Here is a 16,174-nt window from a genome sequence, read left to right as displayed (position 1 = left end):
TTTTAACAGTATAATATACTTTCACACCATATTTGTAGAGATTTTTAACAAAAATCTATTTGCCTACCTTCCGGTAAGTATTTTATATATATGTCAATGCTATTTTTTGGCAAAAATCCTCTACCTTTTTCTGGCCATTCAACAAAACAAATAGAACTATCATTTAAATAATCTCGAATACCTATCCACTCTAACTCTTCTGGATCAGCTAATCTATACAAGTCAAAATGATAAATATTAAAATTATCGAACTCATAACTCTCAACCAAAGTATAGGTTGGGCTTTTGACATTACCTTTATACCCCAAAGACTTAAGCACCCCTTTTACAAAAGTAGTTTTACCAGCACCTAAGTCTCCGTGTAAATATATAATCTGACCTGCTTGGAGTTTTTTAGCATACTCTTGAGCAAACTCAAACATCTGCTTTTCATTTTTCACTATTATGCTTTTCATACTGCTTTATAAATTCTCCAGCTAATACAAATGATCCAAAAACAACTGTTACTGTGTCTTTTTTTGACAAATATATACCACTTAAGTCTTTATTAAAATCGACTCTCACAATCTGCTGCGACTTAAACTCTTGCTTTATTTTATCCAAACTTGCTGCTCGATTATCTAGATAACAAAGGTCAACAATATTCCATTTATATATATGAGGTTTTGCAATATTTAATATTTCGTGCAGATCCTTACTTGCCAAAACTCCAAACACTGCTTCATACCTAATACTTTTATCGCCAAATTTTGTATCTAAAAGCTCAAACAAATGTCTCACAGAAGCTGGATTATGTGCAACATCTACAACAATATAGCTATTATTTATATAGTCACTTTTCAAAGTCGCAAATCTTGCCTTAGCCCTTATACCTTCTAAATTTGGAATATAGGATATCAATAGCCTATCAAAAAGATAATTAGCTACACTTACAGCGATATTATAACTATGCACAAAGCAGTCTCTAGAACTATACTCATGAGTTTGTTCATAAATGATTGCTCCACATGCTTGTGCATACTCATAAACACTATCAGGCATCTTTGTACCCAAAAATAAAGGAACTTCTTGCCTAGCTACACCAGCTTTTTCACGCCCTATTTTATCTAGAGTATCACCAAGAATCTCGCAATGATCAAAATCAATATTAGTAATTGCCGTAATATCAGCATCTATTATATTTGCGGCATCTAAACGCCCACCTATACCAACTTCTAAAATCAGATAATCAATAGCAACTCTTTGAGAATACATACAAGCACATAAGAAAGCTATTTGATAATAAGATAGTCGATACTCTGGGGTTATCTCCTCTAATCTTTCTAATAGCTCCAAAAGGATATTATCTGCTATTGATTGCTTATTTAAAGAAATTCTTTCATTAAATTTGAAAACATGAGGAGATGTATGACTTAATACTTGTTTGTTATTAGACACTAATAGCTCTTCTAACATAGCTACTGTAGTACCTTTACCATTTGTCCCAGCAATTGCTATTACTTTAAACTTCTTGATAAAGTTAAATCTGTCAAGGATAAGTAGTAAATCTAAAAGATCACAATTGCGAGCATCTAATTTAGCCATTATTTTAGCTATTTTAACTTCGATGCTCATCTTTGTTACGAACTACGCTTGTTGCTCAGATTTGTATTCTAGAGAATGATTATGGTTAATTTTAGTCAAATTAGGCATAAGCTTGTCTATCAGCTTTGCAACTTCTTCTCTTAAGTTTCTACGATCAACGATCATATCAACCATACCCTTTTCTACTAGAAATTCACTTCTTTGGAACCCTTCAGGTAGCTTCTCTCTAACTGTCTGCTCAATTACTCTAGGTCCAGCAAAACCTATCAAAGCTTTTGGCTCAGCAAGATGTACATCACCAAGCATAGCTAGAGATGCAGATACACCACCTGTAGTAGGATCTGTCAGTACAACTAAGTACGGTAGCTTAGCTTCTGCCAATTTTTGTAAAGCAGCACTAGTTTTCGCCATTTGCATTAATGAGAATAATGATTCTTGCATTCTAGCTCCACCACTTGCAGTAAAGCATACAAAAGGAACTTTCTTCTCAATAGCAAGCTTAACTCCTCTTACAAACTTTTCACCAACAACTGAGCCCATAGATCCACCCAGGAACATAAAGTTAAAAGCTGCAGCGACTACAGGAAAGCCTTTAACAGTTCCTTCCATTACAACTAATGCATCTTGCTCATCAGTTTTTTTCTGCGCTTGTGAAAGTCTATCTTTATATGCTTTAGTGTCCTTAAACTTCAACATATCGACAGGAGAAATATTTGCAAAATGCTCATTTGTACTTTCTCTATCAAAGAATAGATTTAATCTATGTCTAGCAGATATTCTATAATGATAGTTACAACTTGGACATACTGACTTATTGTTATGTAACTCTTCAGAATATAATGTTACTCCACAGCTTGGGCATTGACTCCAAACTCCTGTAGGCATATCTTTTTTCTGTGCTTCTAAACCAAGACTTCTACCAATTACTCTAGTTAACCAACTCATTATCAATCTCCTCCTAGATATTATTAGATATAGACCGGCTTAGCCAACAATCTCTATATCACTAAAGAAATATTTAATTTCTTGTGCTGCTGTCTCTGGAGCATCTGAACCATGAACAGCATTAGCATCAATACTATCAGCAAAATCAGCTCTAATAGTTCCAGCTTCTGCTTCTTTAGGGTTTGTAGCACCCATTAACTCACGATTCTTAGCTATAGCGTTCTCACCTTCTAAAACTTGTATCATCACAGGACCTGAAATCATAAACTCTACAAGAGCACTAAAAAATGGTCTATCCTTATGTACCGCATAAAACCCCTCTGCTTCTGCTTTTGACAAATGTTTCATTTTAGCAGCAACAATTTTTAGTCCAGATTTTTCAAAACGTCTATAGATTTCACCAATTATATTTTTTTCTACCGCATCAGGTTTGATAATAGACAAAGTTCTTTGTTTACTCATTTTAATTAATTCTCCAATTCTTAGTTAATTCAGATTATATCACTTTTATTAACAAAATTTCAAAACTAGGGATTATTTATTAGATTTTTCAACTGCAGCTTGAATATATGATTCAAATAATTTATGCCCATATCTAGGAGTAGATGTAAATTCTGGGTGAGCTTGACAAGCTATAAACCATTTATGTTCTGGGATTTCTATGAGCTCCATTAGTTTATTATCTTCAGATCTTCCTGAGAAAATCAAACCAGCATCTTCTAAACGCTCAACATAGTTATTATTAACTTCATATCTATGACGATGTCTTTCAATCACTTCATCTGCTTGATAAATTTCTCTAGCACGAGAGCCTGCTTTTAATACGCATTTATATCCACCTAGACGCATCGTACCACCTAAATCTGAATCATGTGCTCTTTGGTGTATAGTACCATCCTCTGCTTGCCATTCTGTTATTAGACCTATAACTGGATTAGTAGTTGATGGGTTTAATTCACTCGAGTGTGCATCTTGTATGCCTAACACATTTCTAGCATATTCTACAACTGCCAGCTGCATCCCTAAACAGATACCCAAGAAAGGAATCTGATTTTCTCTAGCATATTTGATTGATGCTATTTTACCCTCAACACCTCTACTACCAAAACCACCTGGAACCAAAATAGCATCAGTATCCTCAAAGAATGACCCTACATTAGTATCATTAACCTCTTCAGAGTCAACAAATTTTATTTTGACTTTAACACCCTTCTTATACCCTGCATTATAAAGGGCTTCATTTAAAGACTTATATGCTTCTGTTAAAGAAACATATTTACCAACCATTGCAACTGTTACTTGACCTTTAGTATTTCTGATAGTGTTTACAACATTTTGCCATTCTGATAGATCAGCTTCTTTTGTATTTAGGTTCAAAAGTTCGACAAGCTTTGCATCAAAACCCTGTTGATTATATCTAAGTGGCACCTCATAAATTGTACCAACATCTTCAGCTGTAAATATACAATCTTGATCTACATTTGTGAAAAGAGCTATTTTACGTTTCTCACTATCATCAAATCTTTTCTCACAACGACAAACTAACATATCAGCTTGAATTCCAATACCTCTTAGCTCTTTAACAGAGTGTTGTGTTGGTTTTGTCTTTAGTTCTCCAGCCACTCTTATATACGGTAGCAAAGTTAAATGTACAAATAATGTTCTATTTTTACCAAGTTCTATTCTTAGTTGTCTTATTGCCTCCAAAAATGGTTGAGACTCTATATCTCCAACAGTTCCACCAATCTCAACAATTGCCACATCAACATCTTCAGCAATCCCTTCACATACTCGTCTTTTTATTTCATCTGTAATATGAGGTATTACCTGTATAGTAGCTCCAAGATAGTCACCCCTACGTTCTCTTCTTAGAACACTTTGATAAACTTTACCAGTTGTAAAGTTGCTTGCTTGAGTCATTTTATTACGAATAAAACGCTCATAGTGACCCAAGTCAAGATCAGTTTCTGCTCCATCTTCGGTTACAAAAACTTCACCATGTTGTAGCGGACTCATAGTTCCTGGATCAACATTTATATACGGATCGAGCTTCATCATAGTTACATTTAAGCCACGACTTTCTAAAAGAGTTGCTAAAGAAGCTGCGGTTACGCCTTTACCCAACGATGATACAACACCGCCAGTCACAAAAATAATTTTAGTATTAGGATTCATTTGAACACATGAAAATATAAAAAATCATGGAACACAATAATAACATTTTTAAAGGCATGTTGCTATTTGAAAATATGACAATCTTTGTTAATTTTTATACCTACTTTTTATCAAATACTGATAATCTAAATAAACACTCATAATAAAATTATTCCATAGATGAGAAGTCAAAAAAAAATACAAATGCCTGATACTTTAGTGATACTATTCTGTATCGCGATCCTCGTAGCTATCACAAGCTATTTCATACCTGTTGGTAAATTTGATGTAAAAAAAATCCAATACTCTTCAGATGGCCAAACATATTCTAGAAATGTATTAGTTGCTGATAGCTTTCAATATAAATTAGATTTTCAAGGCAATCCAGAAACATCACCCGTCAAAGTTTTTGCAACTGAAAATAGTCAAAGTCGAGGTTTTACCAATTTTATATACGATGGTATAACTTCAGGATCAAAAGATGGTGGTGCTGTTGCAATTATAGCTTTCTTATTGATTATAGGAGGCTCTTTCGGGGTTCTTCTTAAAACAAAAGTTATTGACCAATCAATTCTTAGAGTAGTGAATAAATTCCAAAATAACAAAATTATCCTACTACCCGTTTTATGTTTTATTTTTTCTTTAGGTGGGGCTGTATTTGGTATGGGAGAGGAAACGATTCCTTTTATAATGTTGCTTGTGCCAATTTTTGTACTTATTGGCTTTGATGCTCTGACTTGTACTGTGGTTATCTACTTAGCAACTCAAGTAGGATTTGCAACTTCTTGGATGAATCCTTTCTCAGTTAGTATTGCTCAAGGAATTGCAGAGATTCCAATATTATCAGGTAGTCTTTTTAGGATTATTATGTGGTTTATATTTACTTTATCTATAAGTATTTTTGCAATCATCTATGCACTAAAAATACAAAAGAAACCTCAATCCTCACCCATGTATATTTATGATAATTTCTATAGAAACTCTGATGAACATAGTTTAGAACAGACACAAAAAATGTGTATCTACTCATGGTTAATACTCTTGAGTTTAATCGCTACGATAATATGGCTAGTGTATGGCGTAGTAGAACTAGGCTATTATATCCCAGAAATTGCAACACTTTTCACAATCCTAGGGCTATTAACTGGGCTGTTTGCTATAGTTGGTAAAGTAAATGGTATGAATTTAAGTATTGCTATTGATGCTTTCAAAAATGGTGCCAAAGATCTTTTACCTGTTTGTTTAATCATTGGTTTTGCTTATGGTCTGATATATCTTATGGGAGGCTCTAATCCCCAAGATTACACAATGTTAAACACTATACTACACTATGCTTCAGAAGCTATCTCAGGTACCAATGAGTATGTATCTGCTATAGGGATGTTTTTCTTCCAATCAGTATTTAACTTCTTTGTCACCTCAGGCTCAGGTCAAGCAGCTCTTACCATGCCAATTATGTCGCCATTAGCAGACCTAACGGGCCTAAGTAGGCAAATTGCTGTCTTAGCATTCCAACTTGGTGATGGCTGGACACATTGCTTAATGCCTACATCAGCTACACTTATGGCTGTGCTTGGTGTTGCTAGGATACCTTATGGGTTATGGCTAAAATTCATCTTTAAATTCTATCTATATCTGATGACTTTAAGTACTATTATGATAATTATAGCTGTGTATATAGGGTATAAATAAAGCCATAATCATATAAATATTTATTCGCCATAGCCGCGATAAAATCCTTGATGTCGAATATTAATTTGATAAAATGAATAAATATTCAAAATAATTGGTAATTAAAATGTCTACCTCATATCAAAAAGTCGCAAGTCATGAAGCAAAAAAAGGTGATTTTACACGTTGTCTTCTATTATACTCAGGTGGTCTTGACACATCAGTAATGCTCAAGTGGATTCAAGAAGAATATAATGTTGAAGTTGTTGCTTTAACTATGGATATTGGTCAAGTTGCTGATAATCTAGAACAAATAAAACAAAAAGCTATCACTTTAGGTGCTATAGATGCTGTGGTGTATGATGCCAAAAATCGTTTTGCAGATGAGGTTATAAGCAAAGCTATTAAAGCAAATGCTGATTATCAAGGTGGTTATGCTCTTTCAACACCTCTTGGCAGAGTTATTATTTCAGAGATAGCTGTTGAAGTAGCTAAGAAATATGATTGTCAAGTTATTGCCCATGGCTGTACGGGTAAAGGTAATGATCAAGTTCGTTTTGAAAGCTATCTTACAACTCTTGATGAAAATATAAAAACAATCGCTCCTGTTAGAGAATGGGGAATGGGAAGAGAACAAGAATTAGAATACGCCGAAAAACATGGTATCCCTGTTAAGCAACAAAAAGATAAACCTTACTCTTATGATGAAAATATGTGGGGCAATACCGCAGAAGGTGGTGAAATAGAACACTCTAACCTTATAGCTCCTAAAGAGGCAATTTTACAATGGTGTAAGACTCCCGAAAATGCCCTTGATAAACCACAAAATATTACCCTAGAGTTTGTCGAAGGTATACCAACTAAACTAGATGGAAAAGCTATGCCTTTAGCCGAGCTAATTATGCAGTGTAACAAAATTGGTGGCGAGCATGGTGTTGGGGTATTTAATCTTATTGAGGATAGATTGATTGGTCTAAAAGTTAGAGGTATTTATGAAAACCCAAGTGCTAGCATTATAATAGCAGCCCACAAAAAGCTAGAACAACTTGTCTCTACTCGTCAAGAAAATGAGCTAAAAACATTTATGGATAGCAAATGGGCTTACCTTGCTTATGCCGCTGAGTGGTATAACCCAGTTATGAATAATATTCTTGCATTTATCGAAGAACAAAATAAAAAAGTAACGGGAAAAGTGACTGTATCTTTATATAAAGGTAATATAGAAGTAGTAGCTGTCGAATCACCATTTTCAATGCTAAAACCTGAGTTAGCAACTTTTGAAGCTGGTGGTGATTTATTTAATCATAATGCTTCTGCTGGATTTATAGAACTTCATAGCTTAGCCCAACGTACAGCATATTCAATAATGAAAAATAAGAAATAAATATTATGAGTAAAAAACTTTGGCAAACTGAAACAGATAAACTCTTACCTATAGTTGAAAAATATACTGTAGGTCAGGACTATGTACTTGACCAGAAACTATTAAAATACGATCTACAAGCTAGTTTAGCTCATGCAAAAATGCTTTATAAGATGAAAGTTATCACAAAAGATGAACTTAATCTTCTCAAAAAAGGATTACAGGAAATACAGGAGCTCTTATCTACCAATGAATTTAGAATAACTCAAGATCAAGAAGATGGTCACACTGCAATTGAACAGTATCTATGTACGCATTATGGTGAAGTTGGTAAAAAGATACACACCGGTAGAAGTAGAAATGATCAGTCATTAGTGATGCTACGTCTTTTCATGATAGATAAGATTCAATTCTTAGAAAAAACTATTCAAGACAATATTTACACTCTTCGCTCTAAAGCTAGTAAATTCAAAAACATACCTATGCCTGGCTATACACACATGCAAAAAGCAATGCCAACTACGGTTGCAACTTGGTTGGGCTCTTTTGCTGATGCACTAGCAGACACTCTGTTACTAATATCAGCTACTAGCAAAGTTATCAACCAAAATCCTTTAGGATCAGCATCAGGATTTGGCATTAGTAACTTCAAACATGATAAAGAATATACTACCGAACTACTTAGTTTTAATAGAGTACAAGACAACCCTATTTATTGCGCATTCTCTAGAGGATATTTTGAGAAGCTAATTCTTCAAACACTATCAAATCCTATGAGTATTTACTCAAGATTTGCTAATGATATGATGCTATTTACAATGGCAGAATTTGACTATTTTAGTCTAAACAACTCATATACAACAGGGTCTTCAATTATGCCTCAAAAGCGTAATTATGATTTATTTGAAATTATGAGAGGCAATGCAAAACTGTACCAAGGTTATCTCCAACAAATCACTTCCATAATTGATAGTGTCCCTAGTGGTTATAATCGTGACTACCAACTAACAAAACTACCTTTCTTTGAAGCTATAACTATAATCGAAGATACTGCTTTGTTATTTAACTCAACAATCAAAGATTTAAATGTTCATATAGATAAGCTAGAGCAAGCAATGACCTCTGATTTGTATGCTACCGAAGAAGTATATAAATTAGTAGAACAGGGTCTATCTTTCCGTGATGCTTATGTAGCCATCAAACTTAAACTAAATAAATAATCCTAGTATTTTTGCAAAAAATAGATATATTCTTCTGAAAAGCTTATAATTGCGATATCTCAATATCGTCAAAATAACGAAAGACTGAAACAAGATTGTGGTTAGTTTATTTAAGGAAATTTTATGGATAAATCTGATATTTATAACGATTTAAGACAGCTCATTCTTAGCAAAGAATTTTCTTCTCAGAACGATATCTGTGATACTTTGGAGGGCTTAGGCTATAGTGCTAGCCAGTCAAAAGTTAATAGAATGCTCAAAAAAATTGGGGCTGTTAAAGTCAAAAATGAAAAAAGTACTCTAGTATATAAAATACCTAATGAGCCAGCTCCTCCAATAATGACTGATAATATTTCATCATTAGTTATTAATATTGACGCAAATGAAGCTGTTGTAGTAATAGATACCGCGCCAGGTGCTGCACAATTAGTAGCAAGAACTTTAGATTATAATAAAAATAGCTTTGAAATAATCGGTATAGTGGCTGGAGATGATACAATTTTTGTTGCTCCATCATCAATCAAAAATATTAAAAAATTAAAAACAAACATAGAAAACTTCTTATTTTCAAAATTTTAGATTTTTTATTATATTTGCAGCATCCATAAGAATATCTCTGTCTATAGTTAGTGGTGGCAATAAACGAATAGTATTATTTCTAGTTTTTACAGCAAGTATACCTAGATTTAAAAGCTCTTGATAAAAACTCTCAAAATACTGTGGATATATTTGCAAAGCAATAAATAAGCCTTTTGCTCTTATTTCTTGTATATATTTTGAATTTATCTTTTTTAACACATCTACAAATAAGCTTCCTAAGACTTCAGCTCTCTCAGCTAAAGCTTCTTCATCCAAAACACTAAGAGCCTTATATGCTATAGCAGAAGCCAATGGATTTCCTCCAAAAGTACTACCATGATCGCCAGGGTGTAACACTTCCATAAGATCTTCTTTGCCTAGAAATAGTGAAATAGGTAAAACTCCTCCTCCCAAAGATTTCCCCAATGTCATCCCATCAGGATCTAAACCATAATGCTCTTTAGCAAAATTTTTGCCAGTACGTCCCATACCTGTTTGTATCTCATCTAGAATAAACAAGACATTATTCTTTTTGCAAATTTCTTGACACTTATATAAATATCCTTCATCTGGAATAACAACTCCGCCCTCACCTTGGATAGGCTCAATAATTATTGCTGCTGTATTTTTTGTGATAGCTTTTTCAAGAGCATCTAAATCATTAAACGGTATGGAAATAAATCCACTGGGCATAGGACCAAACTTATCTTTATAGGCAAGATTAGATGATGTGCCTATTGCCGTTATTGTTCTGCCATGAAAACTATTATCAAAAGTTATTATTTCTACTAGACCATCTGGAATTTGTTTCTTAACATATCCCCATTTTCTAGCTACTTTTATAGCGGTTTCTATAGCTTCGGCGCCACTATTCATAGCTATAGCTTTATCCATATTTGTTAATTCACAAGCTTTTTTAAATAGATTTGCCAATGGCTCATTATAAAAAAGTCTTGGAACAACTGAAATTTTATTTGCTTGCTTGAATAATTCTTCAAGAATCTTGGGATTATTATGACCAAAATTTACTGATGAAATCCCTGTTGCCATATCTATATATTGTTTACCTAAATCATCATATACATAAGCATTATCTCCTTTAACTATTGTTATAGGTGCTGGTAATATAATACTTGCATCATATTGCTTTGTTGTATCAATTGTTGTCTGCATTGATTATCTCCCACTTGAATACCAACTCACAAAAGTTGAATAAAAAAACAATAAACTAGTATTATTATAAATTTTTATTCCTTTTTAGTAAATAATTATTCACTTTTTATTTTTTTGATGTTAAGTTAATTATCAAACGCAAATTTATAAGATAAAACTATGACTTGGAAAATATGTATAGCTGGTGTAAATGGCTACACTGGTCAACTTCTTAAAAAACTGATAAATAAACACCCCAACTTCGAACTTGTTGGAAGTCTAGGAATATCACCACAAGAAGACAAAGCATATACATATACCTTAGATAGCATAAACACAGAAAACTTTACTGTAGATTTCCTACTTCTTGCAACACCTGCTGAGGTTTCTATTAATATCTTAGAAAAGTTACAAACTAAAAATATCAAAGTTAAAGTCATTGACCTAAGTGGTGCTCTTAGATTAGATAAAGAATCCTTAAGATCATGGTATAACTTATCTCATTCTATTCAAGGACTTGAGCATAGTGCTAAATATGGGCTTTCTCCATATGTTAACTTTAATAAGAATGATACTGTAATAGCAAATCCTGGATGCTATGCGACATGTGTATTATTATCACTACTCCCCCTACTAAAGCATAATCTAATAAAAACTAGCAATATTATTATAGATGCTAAATCAGGAGTTTCTGGAGCAGGCAAAAAACCTAGAGAAGATCTAATGTTCTCAGAGATGCTCAATAACTTTTTTCCATATAAAATTGGCAAACATCAACATACTCCGGAGATTCTAAAAGCTTTATCAGAGTTTGATATTAAAGAAGATGAGCTTTACTTCAACACAAGTATGTTGCCTGTTCACTCAGGTATTTCTATGAGCATTTATGCAGATCTTAATTTAGCAGATAATCTATCAAAAAAAGAACTTAGAGATTTAGTCAGTGATGCTTATAACAAAGAATATGCTGGCTACCCTTTATTTAAATTTATTGATATTGCAGCAACAACGAATTCAGAAGCATCATCATTCTTATCAATTAAGAACATAGCTGGCACACCCAACACTCATTTAGGATTTTCGATTAAAAATAACAAAATCATAATTTTTTCTTTTATCGACAATTTATTTAAAGGTGCTGTTACTCAAGCAATTGAGAACTTAAACAATTATTACGGGCTTCCTATAACCACAGGATTATAAAAAAGGAGATAGATATGGAGAGCTTATTTAGAACAAAATTACCAAAAGGATTTTTAGCAGGCGGTGTAAATTGTGGTGTTAGGCTCTATCGTCCAGATCTAGGAGTCATAATCTCAGAATACAACTGTAAAGCTGTAGGAGTTTTTACAAAAAACAAATACAAAGCTGCACCAGTCAAATATTGCATGAAGTTATTACCTGCAGATAATATCAAAGCGATCATTACAAATAGCGGTCAAGCTAATGCTGCTACAGGAGAAATAGGTGATAAACACAATCAACAAGTAATTGATAGTCTAGCAACAGAGCTAAGCTGCTCATCCGAGCAAGTCTTAATCGCTTCAACAGGTGTTATTGGTCAGAAAATGTCTATTGATAAAATAACCTCTGCGATACCAAAACTAGTAAATAGCATATCAAATATTGCTGATAAGTTTGCAATCTCAATACTAACTACAGATCTACTACCTAAATCAGTTTATAAAAAAATACAGCTATCCACAGGAGAAATCACTATTACTGGGATTTGCAAAGGTTCTGGAATGATAAATCCAAATATGGCAACAATGCTTGGATATTTTCTAACAGATGCTGATATAGATATTCATTTAGCTCAAGAAATCCTTAAAGAATCAAGCGATAACAGTTTTAATATGATTTCAGTAGATGGTGATATGTCTACAAATGATTGTGTATTTTTGTTGGCAAATAGCGCAAGTGGTCTAAAAATTTCATCTAATGATGATATAAAAATATTCAAAGAAGCATTACATGAAATAGCTGTAATTTTAGCTAAAAGCATTGCTCGTGATGGCGAAGGAGCAACCAAACTTATCGAAGCAAAAGTTTCTGGCCTAAACGATATAGCACTTTCTAAGGAATTAGCAAAAAAGATCATTTCTAGTTCTTTAGTCAAAACAGCTGTATATGGCGAATCTCCTAACTGGGGAAGAGTTTTAGCAAAAATTGGTGAAGTTGATATAAATGAACAAACTCTAGAAAGTTGCCAAATATTTATGCAAGGACAAAAAATCTTCGCTAATGGCCTACCTGTTTCAGACGATTTAACAAATCTTAAAAATGCCATGAAAGAAGATACTGTAACTATTGATGTCACATTTTCTCAAGGAAACAAACAAGCAATAGCATGGGGCTGTGACCTGACTCAGCAGTATGTAAACATAAATGCGGAGTATTTATCATGAAAGAATTAGTAAATAAAAGAATCCTAATAAAACTAGGTGGCTCAGTACTTGAAGATGAAAAAGTCATGAAAAATCTATGTATTGATATAAAAAACCTAAAAGAAGCTGGAGCAGAAATAATCATTGTCCATGGTGGTGGTAAATTTATAACTAAGTGTCTAGAAAAGCATAATATTCAAACGAAGTTTCTAGATGGTTTAAGAGTTACCCCAAAAGAGCATATGGAGATAATTCAAATGGCTTTGTATAGAGTTAATAAAAAACTCTCACAAATGTTTAGTAGTATTAATTTAGATGGTATTAGCATCTCTGGTGAAGATAGTAACTTACTTACTTGTAGTCTAATTGACAAGGAAAAGTATGGTTATGTTGGTCTAGTCAAAGATGTTGACCCTACAGTTATCCTAAAAGCTCTACCACAAGGACTAATTCCTATAGTTGCAACAATTTGTCTTACCGATAAATTTGAGTCAGTAAATGTCAATGCTGATAACGTAGCATCTGAACTGGCTATTATTTGTGATGTCGATAAGCTTATCTATATAACCGATCAAAATGGTGTACTTGATAATAATGGCAACCTAATCAAAAGCCTATCAGTAAAAGATATTTCAAAACTAATTGAAAATAAAACAGCTATTGGTGGAATGAGTATCAAGCTTGACTCAATAAAAAACTTTTTAAATTGTTCAAAAAAAACCATCAGCATACTAAATGGTAATCAAGAGAAAATTTTAACAAAAAAAATATTACTTAATGTAGAAGAACTAGGAACAACTTGTGTATTTGGAGGAGGAATATGAAAAACTTATCTTTTAATCATCTACTTTCTGGAGCAGAAATAACAACTGAAGATTTTGAAAACATCATGCAAATAGCCCAAGACATGAAAGCTAATCCTCAAAAATATAACAATGCCTTAAAAGATAAGATAATTGCTCTAATTTTTGACAAACCATCTCTTAGAACTCGTTTTAGTTTTTCCGCTGCTATTATTGAAATGGGTGGCAATCTTATCGAAAGTGTCTCGGCTTCGAGAAAAAATGAACAGCCCAAAGATTTTATTAGAGTAATTCAAAACTATTGCTCTGCTGTTGTGATTAGAACTTTTGCTGATAGCGATGTTGAGGAAATGGTTTCTTACTCTAAAGTTCCTATTATAAATGCTCTAACAGACTTATATCATCCTTGCCAAACATTAGCAGACTTACTAACTTTAAAAGAAGTTTTTGGTAGTCTAAATTCCCTAAAAATAGCTTATATAGGTGATTCTAATAATATTTTATATAGTTTGTTATTATTAGCTAATACTATCAGCTTAGAGGTACACTATGCATGTCCAGAGGGTCATAAACCAGATCAAAAGATTTTAGATCAACTTCAAGATCTAAGTATTGTTAAAGGTTTCAATGATCCTAAAGAAGCTGTCAAAGGATGTGATGCTGTATATACTGATGTTTGGTGTAGCATGGGCTTTGAACCAACCACAGAAGATGCTTTCGTAGGATTTCAGGTAAATAAAGAGCTAATGTCATACGCAAATGATAGTGCCATCTTTATGCATTGTATGCCGATGGAAAGAGGCAAAGAAGTCAGTGAAGATCTTCCCGATGATAAGTGTTCCGTTATTTTCCAACAAAGCTTGAATAGAAAATTTGTCCAAAAAGCTCTTTTGTATATGCTTCTAGGAAAACATGTAGCAGAGTGAATTATCTAAACTAATCCTTTAATTTTAATAATTTTCTAATCTGTAAAGCGATTAAAAACCATAGCAATGTGGCTAATATGGATGTAAATTTTAGAGCTAAAATAACTCCAGGCAGACAAACACCTTTAGAGTGCGTAAATAAACCTGACATTGGTAAGATGTTGTTTATCGCATAAATTAAAACTTCACTTCCTTCCTTGAGTTTTAAAAACTGAAACTCTAAAACACCGATATTTACATATAATAAACAAAGCATTAAAATAAATGGCATTTGTAAACTAGTCCCACAGCCATTAATCAAATCATATAAGCCAACCCAAGTTTTCAAACCACAGCTTTTAGACTCCTTAGCTTTTGCCAACAAATAATGTCTATGTAATTGCTGCGCTTCCATATAAGCATTATTGCGGTTAAAAAATTCTGCAAGTCGGCTGTATTCTAGCGAGCCTGTATTTTCTATTTTTAGTAAGTTATCAAAAGTTTTTTTGTCTATATCTACAGAATGTTTTATTGATGTTTTTTCATCAAATTGTGGCATTGCGACAAACTCACTTTTAGATAAATTTAGTTTATCAATGGTAGTATTAGAACATTTAAATTTATGACAAGTAGCATTATGAAAATTAATTTCATCAAAGATGCTATCATTTAAGTTAAAATTTTTTATTTGACCATTTACAATCACACTAAAGTAAGTGGCATTTTTAAAATTAACTTCTTGAGATATATTTTCAATTTGCACTCTATTTTTTAAATTTATATCTAAGCCACCATGCTGTTCTTTAATTTCTTTACTGTTTTCTATGATATTTAAAAACTTACTATCTTTAATAGTAATATCATAAACTAAAGGTTTGTTACCAATTCGTGAAATATACTTACCATCACTAGATATCCAAATATTATTACAATTTATAAGTTCAAATTTTGATAAACCAATAGATGTAGTCGAATTATTAATGAATACATTAGAAATATCTTTATAAAAATACCTATTATTTTCAAAAATACACATATTAAAACTAAGAATAGAAAAAGCACCTTCAATTTCGATACGCCCACGAAAACAAACATTTTTGAAAATTATTTTTTCAAATTGCTTATACTTTTCACCATGATACATGAAAAAAATATCATTCAAATGTCCTTCATAAAAACAAATTTTTGTTATATCTTTAAAGTTTGGATTATCTTTTTTAATGTGATCTATATATGTATCTAAAAAGACATTAATGTTTTTAATATTATTTTTAATACTCAAACTTATTATCAAAGTATTATTCTCAATAGAATAATTACTCATATCATTATTCATATTCAATCCTTAAATAAAAATCGCCGTCATTCCATGACTTACTTCGACCGACGCTCAGCACAAGTGACCACGGAA

15 protein-coding genes are annotated in these 16,174 nt (G+C 32.6%); 8 read left to right on the top strand and 7 right to left on the bottom strand.

The genetic code is table 11. The features are described 5' to 3' along the window. Positions 1 to 44: 44 nt before the first annotated feature. From tsaE to ACKTR7_RS04480, 5 genes are all read right to left on the bottom strand, one after another. Positions 45 to 455: a tRNA (adenosine(37)-N6)-threonylcarbamoyltransferase complex ATPase subunit type 1 TsaE gene (tsaE, locus tag ACKTR7_RS04500; protein ID WP_407877205.1), complete on the bottom strand. Its 411-nt coding sequence runs from the start codon at positions 453 to 455 to the stop codon at positions 45 to 47. Next, complete coding sequence (locus ACKTR7_RS04495; protein ID WP_407877204.1) at positions 430 to 1,614, bottom strand: bifunctional folylpolyglutamate synthase/dihydrofolate synthase; 1,185 nt, start codon at positions 1,612 to 1,614, stop codon at positions 430 to 432. Before ACKTR7_RS04495 ends, tsaE begins: the two co-directional genes overlap by 26 nt. Before the next feature lie 12 nt (positions 1,615 to 1,626). Continuing rightward, positions 1,627 to 2,529, bottom strand: coding sequence for an acetyl-CoA carboxylase, carboxyltransferase subunit beta (gene accD / locus ACKTR7_RS04490; protein WP_407877203.1), 903 nt, complete (start codon positions 2,527 to 2,529; stop codon positions 1,627 to 1,629). A gap of 39 nt (positions 2,530 to 2,568) precedes the next feature. Continuing rightward, the gene (ndk, locus tag ACKTR7_RS04485; protein WP_044525541.1) at positions 2,569 to 2,991 is read right to left on the bottom strand and encodes a nucleoside-diphosphate kinase; all 423 of its coding nucleotides are present in this window, start codon (positions 2,989 to 2,991) and stop codon (positions 2,569 to 2,571) included. Between the two features lie 72 nt (positions 2,992 to 3,063). Further along, a complete protein-coding gene (locus ACKTR7_RS04480; RefSeq protein ID WP_407877202.1) occupies positions 3,064 to 4,704 on the bottom strand; it encodes a CTP synthase in 1,641 nt (546 codons plus the stop codon). Between the two features lie 159 nt (positions 4,705 to 4,863). Here ACKTR7_RS04480 and yfcC point away from each other — a divergent pair, with 159 nt between their 5' ends. From yfcC to ACKTR7_RS04460, 4 genes are all read left to right on the top strand, one after another. Beyond that, the gene (yfcC, locus tag ACKTR7_RS04475) at positions 4,864 to 6,375 is read left to right on the top strand and encodes a putative basic amino acid antiporter YfcC (protein WP_407877201.1); all 1,512 of its coding nucleotides are present in this window, start codon (positions 4,864 to 4,866) and stop codon (positions 6,373 to 6,375) included. A gap of 106 nt (positions 6,376 to 6,481) precedes the next feature. Beyond that, positions 6,482 to 7,738: an argininosuccinate synthase gene (locus ACKTR7_RS04470; protein ID WP_407877200.1), complete on the top strand. Its 1,257-nt coding sequence runs from the start codon at positions 6,482 to 6,484 to the stop codon at positions 7,736 to 7,738. A gap of 5 nt (positions 7,739 to 7,743) precedes the next feature. Further along, entirely contained in the window at positions 7,744 to 8,937 is a 1,194-nt protein-coding gene (argH, locus tag ACKTR7_RS04465) for an argininosuccinate lyase (protein ID WP_407877199.1), read from the top strand. A 123-nt stretch (positions 8,938 to 9,060) separates the two neighbouring features. Continuing rightward, positions 9,061 to 9,516, top strand: a complete 456-nt coding sequence (locus ACKTR7_RS04460; protein ID WP_222830112.1) for an arginine repressor — start codon at positions 9,061 to 9,063, stop codon at positions 9,514 to 9,516. On the opposite strand, the gene rocD is transcribed toward ACKTR7_RS04460, so the two are convergent. Further along, positions 9,505 to 10,689, bottom strand: a complete 1,185-nt coding sequence (rocD, locus tag ACKTR7_RS04455; protein WP_407877198.1) for an ornithine--oxo-acid transaminase — start codon at positions 10,687 to 10,689, stop codon at positions 9,505 to 9,507. The genes ACKTR7_RS04460 and rocD overlap by 12 nt on opposite strands. A gap of 159 nt (positions 10,690 to 10,848) precedes the next feature. Between rocD and argC the strand changes: the two genes are divergently transcribed. The 4 genes from argC to argF are packed head-to-tail and all read left to right on the top strand — an operon-like array spanning position 10,849 to position 14,784. Beyond that, complete coding sequence (argC, locus tag ACKTR7_RS04450) at positions 10,849 to 11,871, top strand: N-acetyl-gamma-glutamyl-phosphate reductase (protein WP_407877197.1); 1,023 nt, start codon at positions 10,849 to 10,851, stop codon at positions 11,869 to 11,871. Positions 11,872 to 11,885: 14 nt separating this feature from the next. Further along, a complete protein-coding gene (gene argJ / locus ACKTR7_RS04445; protein WP_407877196.1) occupies positions 11,886 to 13,076 on the top strand; it encodes a bifunctional glutamate N-acetyltransferase/amino-acid acetyltransferase ArgJ in 1,191 nt (396 codons plus the stop codon). After that, a complete protein-coding gene (argB, locus tag ACKTR7_RS04440) occupies positions 13,073 to 13,879 on the top strand; it encodes an acetylglutamate kinase (protein WP_407877195.1) in 807 nt (268 codons plus the stop codon). The genes argJ and argB overlap by 4 nt, the downstream gene beginning before the upstream one ends. Further along, positions 13,876 to 14,784 carry an ornithine carbamoyltransferase gene (gene argF, locus ACKTR7_RS04435; RefSeq protein WP_407877194.1) on the top strand — a complete coding sequence of 303 codons (909 nt, stop codon included), beginning with the start codon at positions 13,876 to 13,878 and terminating at the stop codon, positions 14,782 to 14,784. Before argB ends, argF begins: the two co-directional genes overlap by 4 nt. A gap of 10 nt (positions 14,785 to 14,794) precedes the next feature. On the opposite strand, the gene ACKTR7_RS04430 is transcribed toward argF, so the two are convergent. Further along, on the bottom strand, positions 14,795 to 16,099 hold the full coding sequence (locus ACKTR7_RS04430; protein WP_407877193.1) for a hypothetical protein: 1,305 nt from the start codon (positions 16,097 to 16,099) through the stop codon (positions 14,795 to 14,797). Positions 16,100 to 16,174 lie beyond the last annotated feature (75 nt).

It is taken from the genome of Francisella sciaenopsi (assembly GCF_045862875.1).
GTDB classification, from domain to species: domain Bacteria; phylum Pseudomonadota; class Gammaproteobacteria; order Francisellales; family Francisellaceae; genus Francisella; species Francisella sciaenopsi.
This window is presented reverse-complemented; position numbering and strand designations above follow the sequence as displayed.

Excerpts from the sequence above, each read along its gene's own strand:
- ACKTR7_RS04495 (WP_407877204.1), bottom strand. The coding sequence starts at position 1,614 with ATGAGCATCGAAGTTAAAATAGCTAAAATAATGGCTAAATTAGATGCT.
- ndk (WP_044525541.1), bottom strand. The coding sequence starts at position 2,991 with ATGAGTAAACAAAGAACTTTGTCTATTATCAAACCTGATGCGGTAGAA.
- ACKTR7_RS04470 (WP_407877200.1), top strand. The coding sequence starts at position 6,482 with ATGTCTACCTCATATCAAAAAGTCGCAAGTCATGAAGCAAAAAAAGGT.
- yfcC (WP_407877201.1), top strand. The coding sequence starts at position 4,864 with ATGAGAAGTCAAAAAAAAATACAAATGCCTGATACTTTAGTGATACTA.
- accD (WP_407877203.1), bottom strand. The coding sequence starts at position 2,529 with ATGAGTTGGTTAACTAGAGTAATTGGTAGAAGTCTTGGTTTAGAAGCA.
- ACKTR7_RS04460 (WP_222830112.1), top strand. The coding sequence starts at position 9,061 with ATGGATAAATCTGATATTTATAACGATTTAAGACAGCTCATTCTTAGC.
- argF (WP_407877194.1), top strand. The coding sequence starts at position 13,876 with ATGAAAAACTTATCTTTTAATCATCTACTTTCTGGAGCAGAAATAACA.
- argH (WP_407877199.1), top strand. The coding sequence starts at position 7,744 with ATGAGTAAAAAACTTTGGCAAACTGAAACAGATAAACTCTTACCTATA.
- tsaE (WP_407877205.1), bottom strand. The coding sequence starts at position 455 with ATGAAAAGCATAATAGTGAAAAATGAAAAGCAGATGTTTGAGTTTGCT.
- argB (WP_407877195.1), top strand. The coding sequence starts at position 13,073 with ATGAAAGAATTAGTAAATAAAAGAATCCTAATAAAACTAGGTGGCTCA.
- argJ (WP_407877196.1), top strand. The coding sequence starts at position 11,886 with ATGGAGAGCTTATTTAGAACAAAATTACCAAAAGGATTTTTAGCAGGC.
- argC (WP_407877197.1), top strand. The coding sequence starts at position 10,849 with ATGACTTGGAAAATATGTATAGCTGGTGTAAATGGCTACACTGGTCAA.
- ACKTR7_RS04480 (WP_407877202.1), bottom strand. The coding sequence starts at position 4,704 with ATGAATCCTAATACTAAAATTATTTTTGTGACTGGCGGTGTTGTATCA.
- rocD (WP_407877198.1), bottom strand. The coding sequence starts at position 10,689 with ATGCAGACAACAATTGATACAACAAAGCAATATGATGCAAGTATTATA.
- ACKTR7_RS04430 (WP_407877193.1), bottom strand. The coding sequence starts at position 16,099 with ATGAATAATGATATGAGTAATTATTCTATTGAGAATAATACTTTGATA.